Source organism: Paenibacillus sp. HGH0039 (genome assembly GCF_000411255.1).
GTDB lineage: Bacteria > Bacillota > Bacilli > Paenibacillales > NBRC-103111 > Paenibacillus_F.
In genome coordinates, this window is the sequence record NZ_KE150412.1 from 1,439,294 (window position 1) to 1,459,221 (window position 19,928).

The 19,928-nt window shown below is 54.9% G+C and carries 20 protein-coding genes and 1 other annotated feature; of the genes, 2 read left to right on the forward strand and 18 right to left on the reverse strand.

What is annotated here, in order from left to right; translation table 11 throughout:
• The 7 genes from HMPREF1207_RS06215 to HMPREF1207_RS06245 all read right to left on the reverse strand — a co-directional run.
• Positions 1-1,865, reverse strand: a 1,865-nt coding sequence (locus HMPREF1207_RS06215) for a LysM peptidoglycan-binding domain-containing protein (protein WP_016423508.1), incomplete at its 3' end; no start/stop codon positions are given.
• 303 nt (positions 1,866-2,168) lie between these two features.
• Positions 2,169-3,050, reverse strand: a complete 882-nt coding sequence (ilvE, locus tag HMPREF1207_RS06220) for a branched-chain-amino-acid transaminase (RefSeq protein WP_009675462.1) — start codon at positions 3,048-3,050, stop codon at positions 2,169-2,171.
• Positions 3,051-3,059: 9 nt separating this feature from the next.
• Complete coding sequence (locus tag HMPREF1207_RS06225) at positions 3,060-4,001, reverse strand: prephenate dehydratase (RefSeq protein ID WP_009675464.1); 942 nt, start codon at positions 3,999-4,001, stop codon at positions 3,060-3,062.
• 2 nt (positions 4,002-4,003) lie between these two features.
• Positions 4,004-4,966, reverse strand: coding sequence for a homoserine kinase (gene thrB / locus HMPREF1207_RS06230; RefSeq protein WP_009675456.1), 963 nt, complete (start codon positions 4,964-4,966; stop codon positions 4,004-4,006).
• On the reverse strand, positions 4,966-6,036 hold the full coding sequence (gene thrC / locus HMPREF1207_RS06235; protein ID WP_009675449.1) for a threonine synthase: 1,071 nt from the start codon (positions 6,034-6,036) through the stop codon (positions 4,966-4,968). The genes thrB and thrC overlap by 1 nt, the downstream gene beginning before the upstream one ends.
• Before the next feature lie 37 nt (positions 6,037-6,073).
• Positions 6,074-7,363, reverse strand: a complete 1,290-nt coding sequence (locus tag HMPREF1207_RS06240; protein ID WP_009675463.1) for a homoserine dehydrogenase — start codon at positions 7,361-7,363, stop codon at positions 6,074-6,076.
• 54 nt (positions 7,364-7,417) lie between these two features.
• Complete coding sequence (locus HMPREF1207_RS06245) at positions 7,418-7,891, reverse strand: ACT domain-containing protein (RefSeq protein WP_009675461.1); 474 nt, start codon at positions 7,889-7,891, stop codon at positions 7,418-7,420.
• Between the two features lie 382 nt (positions 7,892-8,273).
• Here HMPREF1207_RS06245 and HMPREF1207_RS06255 point away from each other — a divergent pair, with 382 nt between their 5' ends.
• Positions 8,274-8,780, forward strand: coding sequence for an NUDIX domain-containing protein (locus tag HMPREF1207_RS06255; RefSeq protein WP_009675466.1), 507 nt, complete (start codon positions 8,274-8,276; stop codon positions 8,778-8,780).
• Between the two features lie 29 nt (positions 8,781-8,809).
• On the forward strand, positions 8,810-10,180 hold the full coding sequence (locus HMPREF1207_RS06260) for an aldehyde dehydrogenase (RefSeq protein WP_009675453.1): 1,371 nt from the start codon (positions 8,810-8,812) through the stop codon (positions 10,178-10,180).
• A gap of 84 nt (positions 10,181-10,264) precedes the next feature.
• Here HMPREF1207_RS06260 and obgE read toward each other — a convergent pair whose 3' ends face one another.
• The 11 genes from obgE to HMPREF1207_RS06315 form a co-directional block, all read right to left on the reverse strand.
• A complete protein-coding gene (obgE, locus tag HMPREF1207_RS06265) occupies positions 10,265-11,572 on the reverse strand; it encodes a GTPase ObgE (protein WP_009675450.1) in 1,308 nt (435 codons plus the stop codon).
• 5 nt (positions 11,573-11,577) lie between these two features.
• The gene (locus HMPREF1207_RS28445; RefSeq protein WP_016423510.1) at positions 11,578-12,351 is read right to left on the reverse strand and encodes a Spo0B domain-containing protein; all 774 of its coding nucleotides are present in this window, start codon (positions 12,349-12,351) and stop codon (positions 11,578-11,580) included.
• A gap of 168 nt (positions 12,352-12,519) precedes the next feature.
• Positions 12,520-12,831 (reverse strand): 50S ribosomal protein L27, encoded by a 312-nt coding sequence (rpmA, locus tag HMPREF1207_RS06275; RefSeq protein WP_009675465.1) that lies wholly within the window; start codon positions 12,829-12,831, stop codon positions 12,520-12,522.
• Positions 12,832-12,835: 4 nt separating this feature from the next.
• Positions 12,836-13,183, reverse strand: a complete 348-nt coding sequence (locus HMPREF1207_RS06280; protein ID WP_009675459.1) for a ribosomal-processing cysteine protease Prp — start codon at positions 13,181-13,183, stop codon at positions 12,836-12,838.
• 11 nt (positions 13,184-13,194) lie between these two features.
• Entirely contained in the window at positions 13,195-13,506 is a 312-nt protein-coding gene (gene rplU, locus HMPREF1207_RS06285; RefSeq protein ID WP_009675460.1) for a 50S ribosomal protein L21, read from the reverse strand.
• Positions 13,507-13,519: 13 nt separating this feature from the next.
• Positions 13,520-13,613: a sequence feature (ribosomal protein L21 leader region), on the reverse strand.
• 410 nt (positions 13,614-14,023) lie between these two features.
• Positions 14,024-15,187 (reverse strand): Rne/Rng family ribonuclease, encoded by a 1,164-nt coding sequence (locus HMPREF1207_RS06290; RefSeq protein ID WP_009675457.1) that lies wholly within the window; start codon positions 15,185-15,187, stop codon positions 14,024-14,026.
• 142 nt (positions 15,188-15,329) lie between these two features.
• Positions 15,330-16,205, reverse strand: coding sequence for a site-2 protease family protein (locus tag HMPREF1207_RS06295; RefSeq protein ID WP_016423512.1), 876 nt, complete (start codon positions 16,203-16,205; stop codon positions 15,330-15,332).
• Positions 16,198-17,133 carry a M23 family metallopeptidase gene (locus HMPREF1207_RS06300; RefSeq protein WP_016423513.1) on the reverse strand — a complete coding sequence of 312 codons (936 nt, stop codon included), beginning with the start codon at positions 17,131-17,133 and terminating at the stop codon, positions 16,198-16,200. Before HMPREF1207_RS06300 ends, HMPREF1207_RS06295 begins: the two co-directional genes overlap by 8 nt.
• Positions 17,134-17,228: 95 nt before the next feature.
• Positions 17,229-18,377, reverse strand: a complete 1,149-nt coding sequence (locus HMPREF1207_RS06305) for an FtsW/RodA/SpoVE family cell cycle protein (protein WP_009672977.1) — start codon at positions 18,375-18,377, stop codon at positions 17,229-17,231.
• Positions 18,378-18,384: 7 nt separating this feature from the next.
• Positions 18,385-19,179 carry a septum site-determining protein MinD gene (gene minD, locus HMPREF1207_RS06310; RefSeq protein ID WP_009672982.1) on the reverse strand — a complete coding sequence of 265 codons (795 nt, stop codon included), beginning with the start codon at positions 19,177-19,179 and terminating at the stop codon, positions 18,385-18,387.
• 63 nt (positions 19,180-19,242) lie between these two features.
• Positions 19,243-19,911 carry a septum site-determining protein MinC gene (locus tag HMPREF1207_RS06315; protein ID WP_016423514.1) on the reverse strand — a complete coding sequence of 223 codons (669 nt, stop codon included), beginning with the start codon at positions 19,909-19,911 and terminating at the stop codon, positions 19,243-19,245.
• Between the last annotated feature and the right edge of the window lie 17 nt (positions 19,912-19,928).

Here is a 19,928-nt window from a genome sequence, read left to right on the forward strand (position 1 = left end):
TGCTCGTAGCCTCCGGGCATGTATTGGCCATGATCCGGCTGCTGCTGCGGCGCGAAGCCTTGCGGCCATCCGCCTCCCTGCTCGGAGCCTCCGGGCGCATACTGGCCATGGTCCGGCTGCTGCTGCGGCGCGAAGCCTTGCGGCCAGGCGCCTCCTTGCTCGGAGCCTCCTTGCTCGGAGCCTCCGGGCGCGTACTGGCCATGATCTGGCTGCTGATGCGGCGCGAAGCCTTGCGGCCAGGCGCCCCCTTGCTCGTAGCCTCCGGGCGCGTACTGGCCATGATCCGGCTGATGCTGCGGCGCATAGCCCTGCGGCCAGGCGCCCCCATGCTCAAAGCCGCCAGCCGCATACACGGCTTGCTCCGCCTCCTGCGGGGATGCGTAGCCCTGGGGCCAGACGCCTCCCTGCTCGTAGCTCTGCGGCCATCCGCCTACGTGACCGTGACCTCCATGCTCAAAGCCCCCATGGCTGAATGGCGCGTATGGCTCGGGCCAGCCCGGCTGCTGTCCGAATACCGGTTTTTCCGGACAATAGGCTCCGTCCGTGTAAGGGGTATTTAAATCCGGACCGACTCCCGCGCCTCCGTACAAACCGGGCTGGCTCGGAAACCACGGCTGGGACGGGTAGGGCTGTACCTGAATCTGCCCGGTCGGCTGGATGAATTCTTCTTGGGCAGCGACCATTGCCTGATAGGACGGAATGCCCTGGGGAATCTCCACATTCGGATACGGCAGCGTCTGCGGATGTCCCCAGCCTCCTTCGTATGCTCCGTGATGGCCATAAGGGACGGGCAGTTCACCTTCGCATCCGCACGGTTCTTTTTTCCACATATCATGATGATGCCCGTATGGAGACACAAAAGGCGCATAAGGAGGGCACGGCTGAATCATCGGAAGAATTTCCGGAAAACCTCCGCAGTCCGGAATAGCCTCCGCCTCTTTTACATAAGCGGGATAAGGAGCCGGAACAACGGGCTCGCAAGGGTGCTGGGGCGGAGGCTGCGGTGTATAAGACGGCAGCTCGATCTGCGGCAGCACCAGTTGGGGCAACTGGTATTCAGGCACCGGCGGCTGCGGAGCCGGCTGCAAGGGAGGCTGCTCGATAACCGGCAGCTGTACCTGAGGCTTAGGCTGTATGGGAAGTTCGATCTTCACTTCCTCTTTGTGCTCTGTCACCTTCGCCAGATTTAAGTTAATTTCCGTTATCTTCGTTATTTGGTTAATTTCCGGTAATTCGGGAATTTGAACGGCTTCCGGCTTTTGCTCCACTACTTCGGGTGCGGGGACTGCCGGCTGGATCGGGGCAGTATTCTTCTTGCCGTGAGCTGTCCCACCGTGATGAGGCTGATACCCTTGACCACCTTCTTGCTCTTTGTGACCCTTTTTCGGAATATAGACGGTTTCACCGGTCATCAGTACGCTCGGGTTTTTCAGTTGGGTGTTGGCCTCAATCATTTCCTTCAGCGGAATTCCCCATGCCTTCGAGAGCTTCCACAGCGTATCTCCCTGCTGCACAATGTGCTTTACCAGATGATGCTGCCCTTCATGATGGTGTCCTTCATGATGGTGTCCTTCATGATGATGCCCTTCGTGATGATGCCCTTCATGATGATGCCCTTCATGATGGTGCCCTTCATGATGGTGCCCTTCGTGATGATGCCCTTCGTGATGGTGCCCTTCGTGATGCTGCCCATCATGATGATGGGGCTTCGTCGGCGTTCCCGGAATTTTCACCTTTTCGCCGACGTTGATTTGGTGCGGGTTCGCGATGTGAGGATTCGCTTCGATCACTTTATCGAGATCGACGTTGTATTTTTGGGCGATTTTATGCAGCGAATCCCCTTTTTTAACCATATGGATTTTCAACGGGTCTTACCTCCTTCTTCTAAGTACATATCCGTCTTCCCCAATCCGATTGACATTACATCTTATGCAGACCTATGGGCATTTGACATCCCCGGACGAAAAAAAGCCGCGGAAAATTCCGGAGGACAGGCGCAAATACAGCAATTCCGGGCATAAAAAAAACCGCTGCCGCAGGAAGTGCCCCTTCCCCGGAAACGGTTTTCTGAGAGTTTAAAGAGTCGTTTTGGCAAAAACCGGTCCAACCGATAGAAAGTCGGCACCGATCATGAATTAAATGAAATGAAACGAACCGTACGTGACGGCCTATTCGTAAACTTTGACCCCGTCGACAGTCACCATGCTGCGGAATTCCTGCAAAAGTTTCGTCGTAATCGGGCCGGCTTTGCCTTCCCCGATAATACGGCCGTCCACTTCGCGAACCGCGATAACTTCGGCGGCTGTGCCCGTAAAGAACACTTCATCGGCCACATACACGTCATGAAGGGTAAACGGCTCTTCCTTCAAGGTATAGCCTTTGCGCTCGCAAATCTCGATGATCGCCGCGCGCGTGATGCCTTCCAGCGCACCGATGTAGCAAGGCGGGGTGAATACGACGCCTCTTTTGATGATAAAAATGTTATCCGAAGAACCTTCGGCCACATATCCCTGCGAATTCAGCATGATCGCTTCGCCCACGCCGGCCAGGTTGGACTGGATTTTGACGAGAATGTTATTCAAGTAGTTGAGCGATTTTATTTTCGGATTGACCGCGTCGGGAATGTTGCGGCGGCTTGAGACCGAAACAGTTTTGAGACCGTTGATGTATGCTTCTTCCGGATAAATCGACAACTGCTCGACGATAATGATGACGCTCGCTTTCGGCGAACGGCGCGGATCGAGTCCGAGGTCGCCGGGACCGCGGGAAACGACGAGACGGATGTATCCGTCACGAAGCTCGTTGCGGCGGATCGTCTCCACTAGGGCGTCCTGCATTTCCTGATAGCTCAATGGAATGTTGAGCATAATCGATTTGGCCGAATCGTAAAGGCGGTCGAGATGCTCCTTGCATTTAAAAATGTTGCCGCCGTAAATGCGGATGCCTTCAAAAATTCCATCCCCGTACAAAAAACCGTGATCGTAGACGGATACTTTGGCTTCTTCCTTGGTAACGAAGCTTCCATCCAGGTAAATCCATTGCTGTGCCATGATTCGTTCTTACACCTCCGGGGTTTGGGTTTCGTACTGGTACGTCGGGTAGCAGCCCAGAATCCGCACCTGGCAGCCAATCGCTTCGATTTCTTCAAATGCGGCGCGGACGAGAACCGATTCCAGTGAGCCTTCTACATCGATATAAAAATAGTACTTGCCGAGCTTGCGTTTCGTCGGCCGGGATTCGAGCCTCGACAAGTTGATCCGGCGCCAGGCGAAGGTCGACAGCACCTGGTGCAGCGCTCCCGGATAATCCTCGGGCGGTGTGACCAGAATGGTCGTCTTTGTATGGCCGGAGACCGGCAGGTCAAGCTTTTCACGCCCGATCAAAATAAAACGGGTCGAATTGTCGGGGTTGTCCTGTATTTTCGACGCGAGAAGCTCCATTCCGTACATGCCGGCGGCGTTTGTCGTCCCGATCGCCACCACGTTCGGATCTCCCAGCTCGCTGACAAGGCGGACGCTCTCCCCGTTGGAACCCGTCTGCTCGATCTCGGCCTGCGGCATGTACGTGCGCAGAAACTTCCGGCATTGGGCAAGCGCGACCGAGTGGGACAGCACTTTGGTAATGCTCGACCAAGAGACGGGCGGGGAGCTTGCCAATTCCCCGTTCTCCAGTCTCGCCAAGCCGTTCTTGTCATCGGCCGACCGGTGGGCACTACCGGGCAGACCGATCAGGTTCATATCTATAGGATAAACCCATTCCACCTGCATCGGCAAATCCACCTCGTGGACAAGCCAATCGATATGCAGGGTAACGGAACCCTCGATCGTATTCTCGATCGGAATGACGCTGTAATCCGTTTCTCCCGAAGCGGTCGCCAGGAATACGTCGGAGATAAGCTTGAACGGCACATATTCGTACCGGTCCCTCCCGAGGAAATGGTGCACGCTCTCTTCGGAGAAGGTGCCCGGTCCCAGCATCGCAATCCGTTGCTTCTTCGCCATGGCTATTCCGCTCCTCCCGCAAATTCCTCGAAGGACGGTTCCCCGCCCGCCAGCTTCCAGACGCGGACGCCTTCGCGGGATGGCTGAAGCCATCTCGTTTCCGCCTCGATTCCTTCGGCGCGGAACGTTTCCCGGAGGAACGCTTCCAGTTCCTCCTGGCGTCCCTCGCTCTTATCGGCGAACGCAATAAGAGTCGGTCCCGCTCCGCTGAGCGCAGCTCCCAGCGCGCCGTGATCGGCCGCTTCCCGGAAAATCTTCTCCATCCCGGGAACGAGAGCCGCGCGATACGGCTGATGCAGCGCATCCTTCATCGCGTGCCGGATCATACCCAGCTCGCCGGCGGCGAGGGCCGCGACGAGCAGAGACGAGTGGCCGATGTTGAAGACGGCGTCTTTCATAGGCACCTGATCCGGCAGCACGCGGCGTGCATGCTCCGTGGAGAGCTGGAACGCCGGCACGGCGACCAGTGCCTCCAGGCGCTCGTGCGGCTCGATGCGCACGTGCTTCGCCTCACGGCCGTCCCAGTAGGCCGCGATAATGCCGCCGAACAGCGAGGCGCCGACGTTGTCGGGGTGCTTTTCCATGCCGGAGGCGATCTGGAAAAGCTCGTCCGGCGGAAGATCCGCTCCGCTCAGCGCATTTGCCGCGGCAAGCGCTCCTACGATAGCGGAGGCGCTGCTGCCCAGGCCGCGCGTGAGCGGAATGTCGCTGTCCATGCGGATACTCAGCTCCGGCATGGGCAGACCCGCGTGGTCGTACAAGGTGCGGGCCACTTTATAGATCAGGTTCGTCTTGTCCGTCGGAATTCCCTGCATATTGTTTCCGAAAAGTTCGATCTGTGTCCGGTCCGCTTCACTCATCTCAATCCGGGCGTACAAATCAAGGGCCATGCCGAGCGCATCGAAGCCCGGTCCCAGATTGGCGGTGCTGGCAGGAACGCGGACGCGTACCGCAGCGGGGGCCATTAGCTGCCCACCTGCTCCAACTGCCGGATCGCGTCCATCACGGCCGCTTCCGAATCTTCCACGACGAGCGGCTCGGCTTTTACGCTCTGAATCGCGTTATGCGGATCTTTAAGGCCGTTACCGGTCAGCACGCACACGACGGATTGTCCTTGCCGGAAGTGTCCTTCCCGCTTCAGCTTGATGACGCCGGCAAGGGATGCCGCCGACGCCGGCTCGGCAAAGATGCCTTCCTGCGAAGCAAGCTTGCGGTAAGCCTCCAAAATCTCGTCATCCGTGACATAGTTGATCTGACCGCCGGATTCGCTGGCCGCGTTTACGGCTCCGTCCCAGCTGGCCGGGTTTCCGATCCGGATGGCGGTCGCCACGGTTTCCGGATTGAGGATCGGCTCTCCCTTGACGATCGCCATGGCGCCTTCCGCTTCGAATCCGATCATTTTAGGAAGGGAAGAAGATTTGCCTGCCGCCTGATACTCCTTAAATCCTTTCCAGTACGCCGTGATGTTGCCCGCATTGCCGACCGGAATCGCCAGATAATCCGGCGCTTTTCCGAGCTGGTCGCACACCTCGAAAGCGGCGGTCTTCTGGCCTTCAATCCGGTAGGGATTGACGGAATTGACGAGCGTAATCGGCTGCTTCGCCGTAATTTCGCGGACGATCTCCAGCGCCCGGTCGAAATTGCCTTCGATGGCGATCACTTTCGCCCCGTAAATGATGGCCTGCGCCAGCTTACCGAGCGCGATGTTGTTGTTCGGAATAAGCACGATGCAGTTCAGCCCGCCGCGAGCGGCGTAGGCGGCAGCGGCCGCCGACGTATTGCCGGTGGAAGCGCACATGATCGTGGAGCTTCCCTCCTCCATCGCTTTGGCCACGGCCATCACCATGCCGCGGTCTTTGAACGAACCCGTCGGGTTCAGCCCTTCATATTTGACGTAAAGGTCGAGCCCCAGCTCCTCGGACAATTTTTCCGCGCGGATAAGCGGAGTGTTTCCTTCGTGCAGGGTAAGCAGCGGAGTTTTTTCCGTAACCGGAAGGTAAGATTTATATTGATGCAGCAAGCCCATGTATCTCATTTTCTTCTGCAGCCTCTTTTCTTGAAAATATTATAATTTAGCCTTCGACGCGGTAAACGCTCTGGATCGTCTGGATGACATCCAGGCTTTCGAATTCGGCCAGAACTTTATTCATGCCGGCCTGGCTGGCGTCGTGGGTAATGATAATGATTTCCGCTTTCGGATTATGCTCGTTCGGATGCTGGAACACGGACTCCAGACTGACTTCGTGCTTGGCGAAAATTTGTGTGATTTGCGCAAGAACGCCCGCTTTGTCCTCCACGTGGAGAAGCACGAAATATTTCGAAGAAATTTGCTCGTCCGTTTTCAATTTCTTCTCCAAGTAAGGCGCCGTGCTATGCTGGCCGTTTACACCCAGGTTCAGGTTGCGCACGACGGCCACGAGATCCGCCACGACGGAAGTCGCGGTCGGCATTTCACCGGCACCCGGCCCGTAGAACATCGTCTCGCCCACGGCTTCGCCGTACACGTACACGGCATTGAACACTCCGTTGACTGAAGCGAGCGGATGCGACGTTTTGACCATCGTCGGCTCGACCGATACGGAAATATGCTCGTCATGCTTTTCCGCAATGCCGAGAAGCTTCACTTCGTAGCCGAGCTTTTTGCCGTACTGGATGTCTTCTTTGCTGACCTTGGAGATCCCTTTGACCTTCACGTCGGTCAGCGCCACTTCCGAATGGAAGCCCAGCGTGGAGAGAATGGTCATTTTACGGGCGGCGTCCAGCCCTTCCACGTCGGAAGTCGGATCGGACTCGGCATAGCCCAGCATCTGCGCTTCTTTGAGCACGTCCGCATAGGCGGCGCCTTCCTGGCTCATTTTGGTCAGGATATAGTTCGTCGTTCCGTTGACGATCCCCATGATTTTCGTAATCCGGTCCGAAGAAAAGCCCTCCACCAGCGTACGAATAATCGGGATTCCCCCGGCCACGCTTGCTTCATAGAATACATCGCAGCCTTTTTCGGCGGCTTTGGCAAGAATCTCGGGACCGTGCATGGCCATCAGATCCTTGTTCGCGGTCACGATGTGCTTTCCTTGCTCCAGCGCTTCCAGAATGTACGCTTTCGTATCCTGAACGCCGCCCATCACTTCGACGACAACGTCGATTTCAGGGTTGCGGATAATATCCCAAGGCTGGTCGGTAAGTTTGTCGCGGTCGACGGTAACGGAGCGCAGCTTGCTCAAATCCTGCACCAGCACCTTCTCCACTACGATGGCGGAGCCCGTCTGCTTTTCGAGATCTTCCCGGTGGCCTTCCACAATCCGGACGACGCCCGTTCCGACGGTTCCGAGTCCCAGCAAGCCGATTTTAATAGGTTTTTTCATAGTCACAATTCCTCCCGTATACGTGCTGTTCTTTTTCTGTTTTCTAGCTTTACGTTAAATCGAGCTTCCCTGTCCGATCACGGCGGCTTTTTTGACCCCGTCCTGCGATTCCAGCAATTGAACCAGCTCTTTCGCTTTATCGCCCATCAGGGACGTTTCCACGGAAATAACCACGTTCGCCATTCCCTGCAGCGGAATGCTCTGATTGATCGTCAGCACATTCCCTTCCTGTCCGGCAATAAGCGCCAGCACCCGGGACAAAATGCCCGAGCGGTGCTCCAAATTCATGGAGATGGTGACAATGCGCTCTTTATCCAGCTTATTCAGGGGAAATACGCCGTCTTTGTACTTATAAAACGCGCTCCGGCTCAATCCTACCTGCTCAACCGCCTCGTGGATCGTTTTTACTTCTCCCCGGGCCAGCAGTTCTTTGGCCTGCACCGTTTTCAGAATGCCTTCGGGCAAAATCTGCTCGTTTACGAGATAAAAGCCGGACTCGCTCCAACCGGCGGCCTGTTTAGGTTCCATCACAGAAAGTCCGTCCTTTCCAGAAAGACGTTTGTTCTTATATAGAGGACATTATACTTCAACTCTACAAATTTCGGCAATAGGAAAATGGCATCCTTCCTTTTCGCCCTGCTTTCACCGGTTTCAAAATGAGAAACTCCCCGCCGCGGCTTCGATCCGACCGGGCACGCAGCCGTTGATTTTGCAAGATGATCTGCGTTCATTCTTCGTTATAGCCGGAAAAGTTTTCAGGCTTCTCTCTTATTATCGGTTTTTCTGTCATCCGTTTGAAAAAAGAACGCGCCGCTAAGATACGGAATGCGTCAAAATGCTTTCCGGGCGGGGGTTTGCTTGTCCTTCTCCCCCTATGGTAAGCTGAAAATCAGCAAGGAGGCGACACGTTTTGATCACGTTGCGATTAATATCCGCGGCTCTTTTGTTCAACGCCCAAGGCGAACTGCTTATGATGAAACGATCCATGAAAAGGACGCTCTCGCCCGGTATGTGGGCGGCCGTAGGCGGCCATCTGGAAAGCTTTGAAATGGCCCGTCCCCGGGCAGCCTGCCTGCGTGAAATCGAGGAAGAAACCGGAATACGCGAGGACGAAATTTCGGGACTCCGTTTGCAGTACATTCTAATAAGGTTAAAAGATCAAGATATCCGGCAGCAGTTTATTTATGTCGGACACACGGATGTATCTCCCCGAATCCGGACCTCCGAGGGCGATCTGCACTGGATTCCCCGTACCGAGATTCTGAACCGGGAGCTTCCGTTTATTTTCCGCTATGCGCTTGAACATTATTTGTCTTACGGAGACACTCCCCATACATGGATCGGAACGGCTGTTCCAGGCTCCTCCGGCATTCCCGAAGTGAGCTGGACTCCGCTCCAAGATCCCGAAAGAACCTGAGTCAGCAGACCCGGAAAGGACGAAGCCCCTTGAATCGGATACACGCGCTTCTCGATAAGCAGAGAAACTTTTTCTCAACAGGTGCGACCAAACCGCTGAACTACCGCACGGAACAGCTGCGCCGGTTAAAAGCCATGATCCGGGATCATGAGGACGCGATTATGGAAGCGCTGAAGCTTGATCTCGGAAAATCCGACTTTGAAGCGTTCGCTACGGAAATCGGCATTCTGCTTGAAGAAATCAACCATGTGCTTAAACATCTCAAGCGCTGGAGCAAGCCGCGGCGGGTTAAAACGCCCCTTACGCATATCGGATCGCAGAGCCGCATTTATGCGGAGCCTTACGGCATTGCGCTTCTTATCTCGCCGTGGAACTATCCGTTCCAGTTGGCAATCTCGCCCCTGATTGGGGCCATGTCCGCAGGAAACTGCGCGGTCCTGAAGCCCTCCGAGCTTGCGCCGCATACTTCCGCCCTGCTCGCCCGGCTTCTCGGTCAGACCTTCGACGAAGCATATGTGGCCGTTATCGAAGGCGGCGTCGAAACGAGCAATGCCCTGCTCGCGGAGAAGTTCGATACGATTTTTTTCACGGGAAGCGTCGGGGTCGGACGGATTGTCATGGAAGCGGCCGCCAAGCATCTGACACCTGTCACGCTGGAGCTTGGCGGCAAAAGCCCCTGCATCGTGCATGCCGACGCCAACATCAAGCACGCGGCCAAGCGCATCGTGTGGGGTAAAACGCTGAATGCGGGGCAGACCTGCATCGCTCCGGATTACTTATACGTCCATGAGAGCGTAAAGGACGATCTGCTGAAGCGGATGAAGGAAGTGGTAGACGCCTTCTACGGCGATCCGCTTGCGGAAGGCAGTCCATACCCGAACATCATTAATGCCCGCCACTACAACCGGCTTAAAAGCCTGATGGAAGCCGGACAGCTGGTATACGGCGGAAGAACGGACGAGCGGTCTCTTAAGATCGAGCCCGCTTTTATCGGCGAAGTCGGCTGGGAGGACCCGGTTATGCAGGAGGAAATTTTCGGACCGCTTCTTCCGGTCCTCACCTACCGCAATCTGGAGGACGTGATCCGGGAAGTAAACGCCCGTCCGAAGCCGCTCGCCCTGTACGCTTTCTCCGAAAGCGAAGAAATCCAGCAGAGGATCATCCACTCGATTTCGTTCGGCGGAGGCTGCATCAACGATACGATCCTCCATATCGCCACACCTTACCTCCCTTTCGGAGGCGTCGGGAACAGCGGGATGGGCGGGTATCACGGCAAAGCGAGCTTCGAGGTGTTCACTCACCGTAAAAGCGTGCTGAAGCAGACGAGCCGCTTCGACCTGCCTTTCCGCTATCCGAACGCCAAAAACGCTTTGAAAAGATTAAGAAGCGTTTATAAATAACCCGAACAAGCTGAACGATCTGAACGTTTGAATAAATTGCACAACGCCAAAAACCCCCGTGCCTGCCGGCAAGGGGGTTTTCCATTAAGACTTCTCTACGAATTCGAATTCATAATCGTTCAGGCGGATCGTCTGGCCGTCGACTGCGCCGCGTTCACGGAGTGCCTTATCGATCCCCATATTCCGCAGAATCCGGGCAAAGCGAAGCACGCCTTCTTCCGTGGTAAAGTTGGTCCGTTTCATCAGTTTCTCGATGCTCGGGCTCTCTACAACGAATATATCGTTCTCGCGGCGAATAACGAAATCGTTGTCATATTCGTTCTTTTTCTCCATCCGGTACACTTTGCGTTCTTCGACTTCCTGCACTTCTTCAAGAAGCGGAGCGTCGGGAATCGCGTCCAGCATATCGCCTACGCGGTACAGGAGGGGCTGAATGCCTTCCTTGGTGACGGCCGAGATGGCGAAGATTTCAACGGATTTGCCGTCTTCCTCCAGCTGCTTGCGGAAAGCGGCCAAATTTTCTTCGGCCTCCGGAATGTCCATCTTGTTGGCGACTACCACCTGCGGACGTTCTTCCAGCTTGGCGTTGTACAGCTTAATTTCCTCATTGATCTTCTTCCAGTCCTCATACGGGTCGCGGCCCTCTGTGCCTGCCATATCGACCACGTGCACGATGATGCGTGTCCGCTCCACATGGCGCAGGAACTCGTGGCCGAGCCCGACGCCTTGGCTGGCGCCTTCAATAAGACCCGGCAGATCGGCCATGACGAAGCTTCGGCCTTCGCCGAGATCGACGACGCCCAGGTTTGGCGTAATCGTCGTAAAATGGTAGGCGCCGATCTTCGGAGTCGCCGCCGACACGACGGATAGCAGCGTCGACTTGCCCACGCTCGGGAATCCGACGAGGCCCACGTCGGCCATCACTTTAAGCTCGAGAACGACCCAGCGTTCCTGGCCTTCCTCGCCGTTCTCCGCGATTTCCGGAGCGGTATTCTTCGCCGTTGCGAAGCGCATATTCCCGCGTCCGCCGCGTCCGCCCTTCCCAACGACCACTTCCTGCTGATGACGCGTCAGGTCGGCAATAACCTCGCCGGTGTCGTCATCAATGACAAGCGTGCCGGGAGGAACGCGAACGACCATATCGTCCGCATTGGCTCCGTGCTGGCATTTGTTGCGGCCTTTCTCGCCGCGCTTGGCTTTGAAATGCTTCTGGTAGCGGAAATCCACCAGCGTCCGGAGTCCTTCGTCCACGCGGAAGATCACATCGCCGCCATCGCCACCGTCGCCGCCGCCAGGGCCGCCTTCGGGTACATATTTCTCGCGGCGGAACGCGACAAGACCGTCGCCACCGTCGCCGCCTTTTACATAAATCTTCGCTTTATCTACAAACATGTGCATCACACCTCAACTGATGTCCGGTAAGGCAGCCGCAGGGCGAGGGCCGCCTCCTGTTCCTGATAGTCATTCTGTTCCACAACCGCAGCCAAGGTACGGCCTGTCCCCGATTCCAATGCGAGCGACAAAGCCTCTTCCAGAAGGCTCCGGTTATACGGTCCCTGATATACAAAATCGAGCAGCAGCGAACCCTCTTCGGGAACGAGCTGCATGCTAAGCATGCCGCCTTCTTCATTTTCTCCAGCAGACGCTTGTTTGAAACCCTCGATAAGCTCGGGAATCAACTTGCAGACGGCGTCGCCGTCCAGCGCCAGCTTGCGGATGTTGACCTCCTGGTCAAGCTCGACCTCCAGCTTCATGTGCCTGCCTCCCGCTTTCGCGGTGAGCAGAAACACGATCAGACCCGGATCGCCCAGCTTGGCCATAAAGCTCTCATGCTGGAGCTTTCCCATCACACCGGCAACCACCCCGTGAAGATGATCGTATTTCTTCAATTGAATATATCCAAGAAGCACCTGGATATCGTTCATCCAATCGTGCCGAAGATGATTGATCGTCAGAAGCATCTCCTGCTGAGCGAGCTGCTGAATCCGCGCACGCTCTTCTTCCGCTTCCTTAAGCTTCATCCGGTGCCGGATGTACAGAACCGCTGCAAAACTTGCGGCGGTAACGGCTCCCGCAGCCAGACGAAGTTCTGCCGTCAAAGGCGCGGCAGCCAGCATTATCAAACCGAGCAGACCCAGCAAGGCTGCCGGTATCCACAACCTGTTCCCCATGTACGCATACGCTCCGTTTCCGACTTCCCATTAGCACATTATACCATTTCCGGTCCCAAAACGCATCCGCGCATAAATGGCCGCAGGTTCCGGTTGGATGCCTCTAAAAAGCAAGAAAGCCCCAGCAAACATTACGTCGCCAGGGCTGTACATGCATGAATTTTTAACTTATGCTTCTACAGTAGCCGCTACTGGAGCGGTTTCTACCGGGTAGACGCTAACTTTCTTGCGCTCACGACCCCAACGCTCGAACTTAACAACGCCTTCCACTTTAGCAAACAGTGTGTCATCGGAACCGATGCCCACATTGTTGCCCGGGTGAATTTTCGTTCCGCGCTGACGCACGAGAATGCTGCCTGCGGTAACGGTTTGACCGTCTGCACGCTTAACGCCAAGGCGTTTTGCAATGCTGTCACGACCGTTCTTTGTGGAACCTACACCCTTCTTGGATGCGAACAGCTGAAGATCCAATTTCAACATGGTGTCAACCTCCTTCATTATAGGCTGTATGAATTGCTATATAGTCACTGTAGGAACTTGCAATAGTATGAAGCATCACGATCATAGACTCGATGATCAGCTGAACTTGAGCCATCTGTGCCGGTTCCGAATCAAGAGGAAGGATAACGTCAAGCCAGCCTTTCTCCATCTCTGTACCCGGTACAACTCCGGTTAGCGCTTCGATCGAATTGACCGTCCCGACCGTAATGGCCGATACCGCGGCGCAGACAAGGTCTTTGCCGGGAACGTCGAATTCCGCATGGCCTTCGACTTGGTACGCTTCTATCGTCGGGTCTTGTTCAGACCGTCTTGAAACCGTAACGTGGATCATCTGATGGCCTCTTAAGCTTCGATTTTCTCGATTACGACTTTCGTGTACGGTTGACGATGACCTTGCTTACGACGGTAGTTCTTTTTCGCCTTGTACTTGTAAACGATGATTTTGCGTCCTTTGCCTTGTTTCTCGACTTTGCCGGAAACTTTAGCACCTTCTACGACTGGAGCTCCTACTTGAAGACCGTTGTCGCCAGAAACAACCAGAACACGGTCAAAAGTGACCACATCGCCTGCGCCGGCTTCCAACTTCTCGATGTAAAGAACATCGCCTTGTTGTACTTTGTATTGCTTGCCGCCTGTTTCAATAATTGCGTACATTTCGTTGCACCTCCTCATGTCTCAGACTCGCCAATATCCAGGTGACGTTCAGCGGCAGAGCCTCTGCCCGTGCTTCACAAACCCGATCCGTGCGGTTACAGCGCATGCCTAAAGCAACGCACTCATAGTAGTATAGCAAAAGGGTTCTTCCTTTGCAACGTTTTATTCAACAGCTCAGGACGGCGATGCTCTCTTCTTAATCTCCCTGACTGATTATATCTCTGATCGGTAAAGTCTTGGAATGCTGCGCTTGAGGCGGGAAGCTTCAGCCATACGTAAAACAAACCGGCCAGCGAAAGTTTCCCGCTGGCCGGTTTTTATCCGTGCCTGTGCCGCATGCCGTGCCGATTACCGGACCAATCCGGTTCAAGAGTTCCGGATAACGGCCGTTGTCATGCTATAGGCTTAACGTTTGATGATATTGCTTGCTTGTACGGAGTGCTTGTACACCGTGCAGCCTTCAGGTTCGAAAGCCGATATGCCGCCACGTACGCGAGAGGATTAATGCTGCCGATTCCTATTTGCGTTTGCGCGTTATTTCCAGCAGGCCAAGCTTCGTCCAGCCGAGGAGTATCGTTTTGGAGCGGTCCTTCTTGACCGCCTCCGCCATACACTCCAGCACGCGGTCGCGGTGCGCGGACTGCTCCATGTCGATGAAATCGACAATGATGATGCCGCGCAAATTGCGCAGCCGCAGCAGCCGCGGGATCTCGGCGGCCGCTTCCATGTTCGTACGGAACACGGTCTGCTCCAGGGACGAAGTCCCTGTGAACCTTCCCGTGTTCACGTCAATGACCGTCAGCGCCTCCGTCGGGTCGATGACGAGATAGCCTCCGCTCGGCAGCCACACTTTGCGGCGCTGCGAGCGGGAGAGCTCTTCGGCGATGCCGAACCGCTCGAAGAGCGGGACATCGCCGCCGTCCAGGCGGACGCGCGCCGCAAGCTCCGGGCTGCGCTGCCGCAGCAGCCCCTGCAGCTCCGCGCGGACGGCTTCGTCGTCCACCCAGATCTCGAGCACGTCCTCCGTGATCACATCCCGCGCAAGGCGCGGGAGCAGCTCGAGATCCTGGTAGATGCACGCCGGCGCGGCGCCGGCCTCCGCCCTCTGCTCGACTACCGTCCACAGCTCGCGGAGATCGAGCAGGTCGCGGCGCAGCTCCTCTTCGCTGCGCCCCTCGGACACCGTGCGGAGGATGAGTCCTTCTTCACCGCAGCGGAGGCTGTCCGCCACCTGCTTCAGGCGGACTTTCTCTTCGTCCGCTTCGATTTTGCGGGAGACGGCCGTGTACCCCGCTCCGGGCATATACACCAGCCAGCGGCCGGGAATGGAATAATGGGTCGTGACACGCGCCCCTTTGGACCCTTCCGGTTCTTTGACGACCTGAACAAGCACACGCTGGCCCGGCTGAAGAAGTTCTCCGATAGGCGGTTTCGTCTTAGGCTGCTTCTGCATGTTGACAGGCAGCACGTCATCTATGTATAAAAAAGCGTTCTTATCCAATCCGATATCTACAAATGCCGCCTGCATGCCAGGCAGTACGTTTACGACACGGCCGATGTAGATGCTTCCGGCACGCTGCGTCTCGCTAGGATGCTGAGCCTCGTATTCCACGAGCTTGCGATCTTCGAGCAGAGCCGCCTGAAGCGAAGCCGCCTCGCAGCTTACGATCAGTTGTTTCATGGCGTTCACCCCATCATTATTGTACATGAAGGAGAGATGTTTCGCACTTTACTGAATAAAAGCAGAAAAGCGAGTTAGACACCGAAACCCCGCACACCAGGGTGAACAAGTCAGGAAACTGTTCCCGATCCGTTTCCGCCCTTCAAGGCAGCAATTCGGATACCGTGCACGAACGGTTTTGGTGCGTCAAATAAGTATCGACCACCTGCTGCTCCGGGAGGATCCCTTCGATCGTTCCCCGGCTGCCCATCACGTAGACGGGATGATATTTTTCACGCATAAAAAGCTTCACCACTTCTCCGACCTTCCGCTGCCTTGCGACCGCAATCGGCCTTGCTTGCGTTCCCTTCTGCATGAGGCGCTCCGCATTCGCTTCGCGGTTCATCAAAAACCGGAGAAAATAAAAAGGCAGATGTCTGCGGCTCACCCAATTTTGATAGAGCAGAAACAAGCCGACGATAAGGACGTTCATGTGAATCTGTCCCGTCCCCGCAGGCCAGATGGCGATGACGGTCATCATCAATCCGAGTACGATAGACACCCAGACAGTGCACACCAGAGTGCGCTGGTAAGGCAAGCCCAAGCTGAGCAACCCCTGCAGCAGTTTTCCCCCGTCAAGCGGCAAAATCGGCAGCAGATTAAACAAGGCGATAACCGCGTTGATTTCGATAAAATAGGACCACCACTCCGGTTCCCCCGCTTCGAGAAAGCGGCAGAAGAAGCCGAGAGCGATCAGCCAGAGATGCTGGAGCGGTCCCGCCAACGCGACGATCATTTCTTCCCGCAGAGGAACGGATGCCAACTCGTCGACGACAAGTACGCCTCCGAACGGCAGCAGGCGAACCTCCCGCACCCTCCAGCCGAAAGCGGCCGCGGCTCCGAAATGACCGAGCTCATGGAGAAAAACGATGCCAAACAACGTGGCCGATTCCAAAAAATGTCCGGTCGCCAGTGAAAGCAGCATCACCATTGTAAAAAGGGGATGAAAGCGGAAACGTACCTGCAGCCGGTTATTCAAACGGGATCACACTCGCCGGATCGACGTAACGGCTTTCCTTTTGGACGGCAAAATAGAGAAGCCCTTTGTCGCTCTTGCTGTCTCTGGACACTTGACCGATCGCTTCGCCCCCTTTGATCCAGTCGTTGACCTCGACGCGGGACTGCTCGATCTGCCCGTACTCGGACTGCAGGCCCCCCGGATGGCGGATGATGATCGTGTAGCCTGTCTCGTCTTTGGGACCCGCAAAGGTGACTTGTCCCGCATCAAGTGCGTACACGGGGGTATGGGGCTCGGCCGCTACGCTTACGAAAGGCTTGTCAGCCGTGTAGGTTTGGTGGATTTTTCCCTTCAACGGTACAAAATAGGAGCGTTTCTGGGCATCCGCTTTTACAGCCGGATTTTCTTCATCCGAATGAAAAGCCGGAATAAAGGAAGGCGCCCCGGCAAACGTTTTCTGATACCAGGCCGACAGCTGCTGAAAATCGAGCGGCTCACTTAGGGCCGTCGCGACAATCCCTTTCCCACGTTCAATCAAGGGATGCTGAAGCTGAAACATGCCCCAGATAAGACCGAATAGCATGGCACTGGCGACCAGCTGCCGCAGAAACCGGATACGGTAAGGAATACGAGGGTGGTATCCGCCCCCGTCTCCATCTTCCGGATCCATAGCGCCGGGTCTCCGGGCATAGTAAGCGGCGGGAAGCTGAAGCTCGCGCTGCATTTTTTGCTTCCATACATATTCGGGGTCGTTCCATCTGTCGTCAAACTCTTGATCCCGGCGGACTAAAGGCAGCATGTCAGGCGCCGGTTCCACCTCCGAAGCCGGATTACCGAGGGGCAAAAGTTCTCTTGACTGCCGGTGCCGAGGAGCTTTACCAGGAGGGCTCTCCTGCAGCTCCCTGATTTTTTCCAGTCTGCGCTGGCGCACGTTATGCTTGTTCTCCATGACTTGACCTCCTGTGAGGCGGGGCTTGTTTACTACAGCATATGTACGGCTTGTACGAAATATGAGCATACAAAAAACAGGCCTCACGGGCCTGTTTATTTATCGTCTTCTATGGCATGATCATGGATTTTAACGCTCAATACCATTCCTATACAGAGCATATTAATTAACAAAGACGTCCCCCCGTAGCTGATAAAAGGAAGCGTGATACCGGTCAAAGGCATCAGCCCAATCAACATGCCTATATTCTCAAATATCTGGAAGACATACATGGCTACAACTCCGACAACCAGATAGGAACCGATTCGGTTCTTACTTTGAATGGCTATCAGGATCATTCTGTAGATAAGGAAAAAGTAAAGCATCAGGAGCACGGCTGCGCCGCGGAAGCCGAATTCTTCCCCAACCACGACAAAGATGGAATCCGAATACGCGTAAGGAATAAAGTTAGAATGGATAGAGCTTCCGTTCAAGTAGCCTTCACCCGTCAGACCGCCGGATCCGATCGCTCTGTAGGAGTTCTCCATCTGATAACGGTCGTTCAAACTTGCGGTAGACGGATCTAAAAACGTGTCGATCCGTTTAAACCAGTGCTGTTTAAAATGGAAATTCTCAATCAAATACCCACTGATCTCTTTCGGATGCATCGAATAGAAATAGAAGAATACAAACAGGCCGCCACCGAAAACAATAAGACCGATGAGCGCATGAGAATATTTAACGTTCCCTATCCATAGCATTCCGATAAGAACCCCAATCAGGATGATCGCATTTCCCAAGTCGGGTTGAATAAAAACTAAAGCAAAAGGAAGTAAGGTTAATAACCCCATCGGGATCACATCTTTAAAGAGTTGGAGGTCTTCCTCATTCTTTCTACGGAGCCAGGCAGCAAGTGCAATGATGACACATAGCTTACAAAGCTCGGCCGGCTGAAATAAAAAGTCCCCAATACTGATCCACCCGCTTGCCCCATTGATCGCCTCTACTTTGAGTACAAAGACAAGCAGCGCGATGCTGATCAAATAAGGAAATATCCAAAATCGGATGAGGATTCTATAATCCAAAAAGCTGCATGCGGTCAGGGCGAATAAAGCAATAACATAAATGATGATCGTTTTCGTCCAATTTACATTAATGTGAGGGTCGTCTATATCCGCGCTGTATACCAAAAAGGAACTGATGGTAATTAGCACCATCAACAAAAAAATGATGGTCAAATCTAATTTTTTTAATTTGGCAAGCATATCGCACTCATCCTAATTTAAAAAACTTTTTCAATTTAGCCAGCATACCCGGCTTTTCGTCAAGCGGCATAAGCGGGACCGATTCACCCAGTATGCGTCGTGCGACATTGCGGTAAGCGATGGCTGCCCGTGAAGTCGGATTCATCACGGTCGGTTCGCCGGAATTCGCCGCCTTAATGACATGCTCGTCATCCGGCACGATTCCCAGAAGGTCGATGGCCAGTACGGAGCAGATCTCGTCGATATCGAGCATTTCGCCTTTTTTGACCATGTTCTGGCGAATGCGGTTAATAATCAGTTTCGGAGCATGGATTTTCTCGTTCTCCAGCAGGCCGATAATCCGATCCGCATCCCGGACGGCCGCATTCTCGGGGGTCGTAACGACAATCGCTTTGTCGGCTCCGGCCACCGCATTGCGGAAGCCCTGCTCGATTCCGGCAGGGCAGTCGATGATGACGAAATCGAAATCTTTTTTCAATTCCAGGACGATATCCTTGACGCTCTCCGGGGAAACGGCATGCTTGTCTTTGGTTTGTGCGGCAGGGAGCAGATACAGTTCCTCGAACCTCTTATCCTTGATCAGCGCTTGAGGAAGCCTGCAGCGTCCCTCCACAACGTCAACCAGGTCATAAATGATCCGGTTCTCCAGCCCCATAACCACATCCAGGTTGCGCAGTCCGATGTCGGTATCGACCATACATACTTTCTTGCCCTGCAGAGCGAGTGCTGTCCCCACATTGGCCGACGTGGTCGTTTTGCCGACGCCGCCTTTTCCGGAAGTGATAACGATTGCCTCTCCCATGGTATTCACTCCTCAGCGTTACGATAATTGCGTGCTGCCGGCTTGCAAAAGGCCGTCCGGCTATTAAGCAAGCACCATACGGTGCAGACCGTTCAATTTATCAATTTCCATACGCCCGTCTTTGATATAGGCGTATTCCATAAATGCCTCCTGGAATCCCCATTCATCCGGAGGCCGGCTGATTACGCCGGCAATGCGCAGTTGAGTCGGACGCATATGGGATGCCGCAACGATCGCAGCCTCGTCCCCGTCCACACCCGCATGTGCCATTCCCCGCAAGGAACCCATGATGTAGATGCTGCCGGTGCACAGTATAGTGCCTCCGGGATTGACATCCCCCATGTACAGCAGATTGCCTTCATGTTTAAGTGTCTGTCCCGACCGGACCATCCCTTTAAGCATGGTAATGGGAGCAGCCGTTCCGACAAGCGGCTCCGGTTCATCGGATTCAATGGACTGAATGAGCAGGTTGCCCTTCTGTCCGATGATGGCGCGGATTTCTTCCTTCTCCTCGTCACTGACGCTGCGCTTACCGAGTCTGACTTGAACACGCACGATAGGTCCGGTCAGAATGCGGTCGTGAGTACTCTCCACCTTGTGCCGCAGTTCTTCCAGGACAGTCGCAAGCTCGCATGAATCGTCGAGAAGAAAGTTCAGGCCGTCTTTGACTCCTTTTATAATCACATGATGTTTACCTGCCGTCGTCATAAACGTTCCAACCTCCCACCCCATACAATTCGGCCTGCTGT

Bases quoted from the DNA above. Each gene is read 5' to 3' on its own strand.
- ilvE (WP_009675462.1), bottom strand. From the start codon at position 3,050: ATGGCACAGCAATGGATTTACCTGGATGGAAGCTTCGTTACCAAGGAA.
- HMPREF1207_RS06225 (WP_009675464.1), bottom strand. From the start codon at position 4,001: ATGGCGAAGAAGCAACGGATTGCGATGCTGGGACCGGGCACCTTCTCC.
- thrB (WP_009675456.1), bottom strand. From the start codon at position 4,966: ATGGCCCCCGCTGCGGTACGCGTCCGCGTTCCTGCCAGCACCGCCAAT.
- thrC (WP_009675449.1), bottom strand. From the start codon at position 6,036: ATGAGATACATGGGCTTGCTGCATCAATATAAATCTTACCTTCCGGTT.
- HMPREF1207_RS06240 (WP_009675463.1), bottom strand. From the start codon at position 7,363: ATGAAAAAACCTATTAAAATCGGCTTGCTGGGACTCGGAACCGTCGGA.
- HMPREF1207_RS06245 (WP_009675461.1), bottom strand. From the start codon at position 7,891: ATGGAACCTAAACAGGCCGCCGGTTGGAGCGAGTCCGGCTTTTATCTC.
- obgE (WP_009675450.1), bottom strand. From the start codon at position 11,572: ATGTTTGTAGATAAAGCGAAGATTTATGTAAAAGGCGGCGACGGTGGC.
- HMPREF1207_RS28445 (WP_016423510.1), bottom strand. From the start codon at position 12,351: ATGGGGAACAGGTTGTGGATACCGGCAGCCTTGCTGGGTCTGCTCGGT.
- rpmA (WP_009675465.1), bottom strand. From the start codon at position 12,831: ATGTTGAAATTGGATCTTCAGCTGTTCGCATCCAAGAAGGGTGTAGGT.
- HMPREF1207_RS06280 (WP_009675459.1), bottom strand. From the start codon at position 13,183: ATGATCCACGTTACGGTTTCAAGACGGTCTGAACAAGACCCGACGATA.
- rplU (WP_009675460.1), bottom strand. From the start codon at position 13,506: ATGTACGCAATTATTGAAACAGGCGGCAAGCAATACAAAGTACAACAA.
- HMPREF1207_RS06290 (WP_009675457.1), bottom strand. From the start codon at position 15,187: ATGAAACAACTGATCGTAAGCTGCGAGGCGGCTTCGCTTCAGGCGGCT.
- HMPREF1207_RS06300 (WP_016423513.1), bottom strand. From the start codon at position 17,133: ATGGAGAACAAGCATAACGTGCGCCAGCGCAGACTGGAAAAAATCAGG.
- HMPREF1207_RS06305 (WP_009672977.1), bottom strand. From the start codon at position 18,377: ATGCTTGCCAAATTAAAAAAATTAGATTTGACCATCATTTTTTTGTTG.
- minD (WP_009672982.1), bottom strand. From the start codon at position 19,179: ATGGGAGAGGCAATCGTTATCACTTCCGGAAAAGGCGGCGTCGGCAAA.
- HMPREF1207_RS06315 (WP_016423514.1), bottom strand. From the start codon at position 19,911: ATGGGGTGGGAGGTTGGAACGTTTATGACGACGGCAGGTAAACATCAT.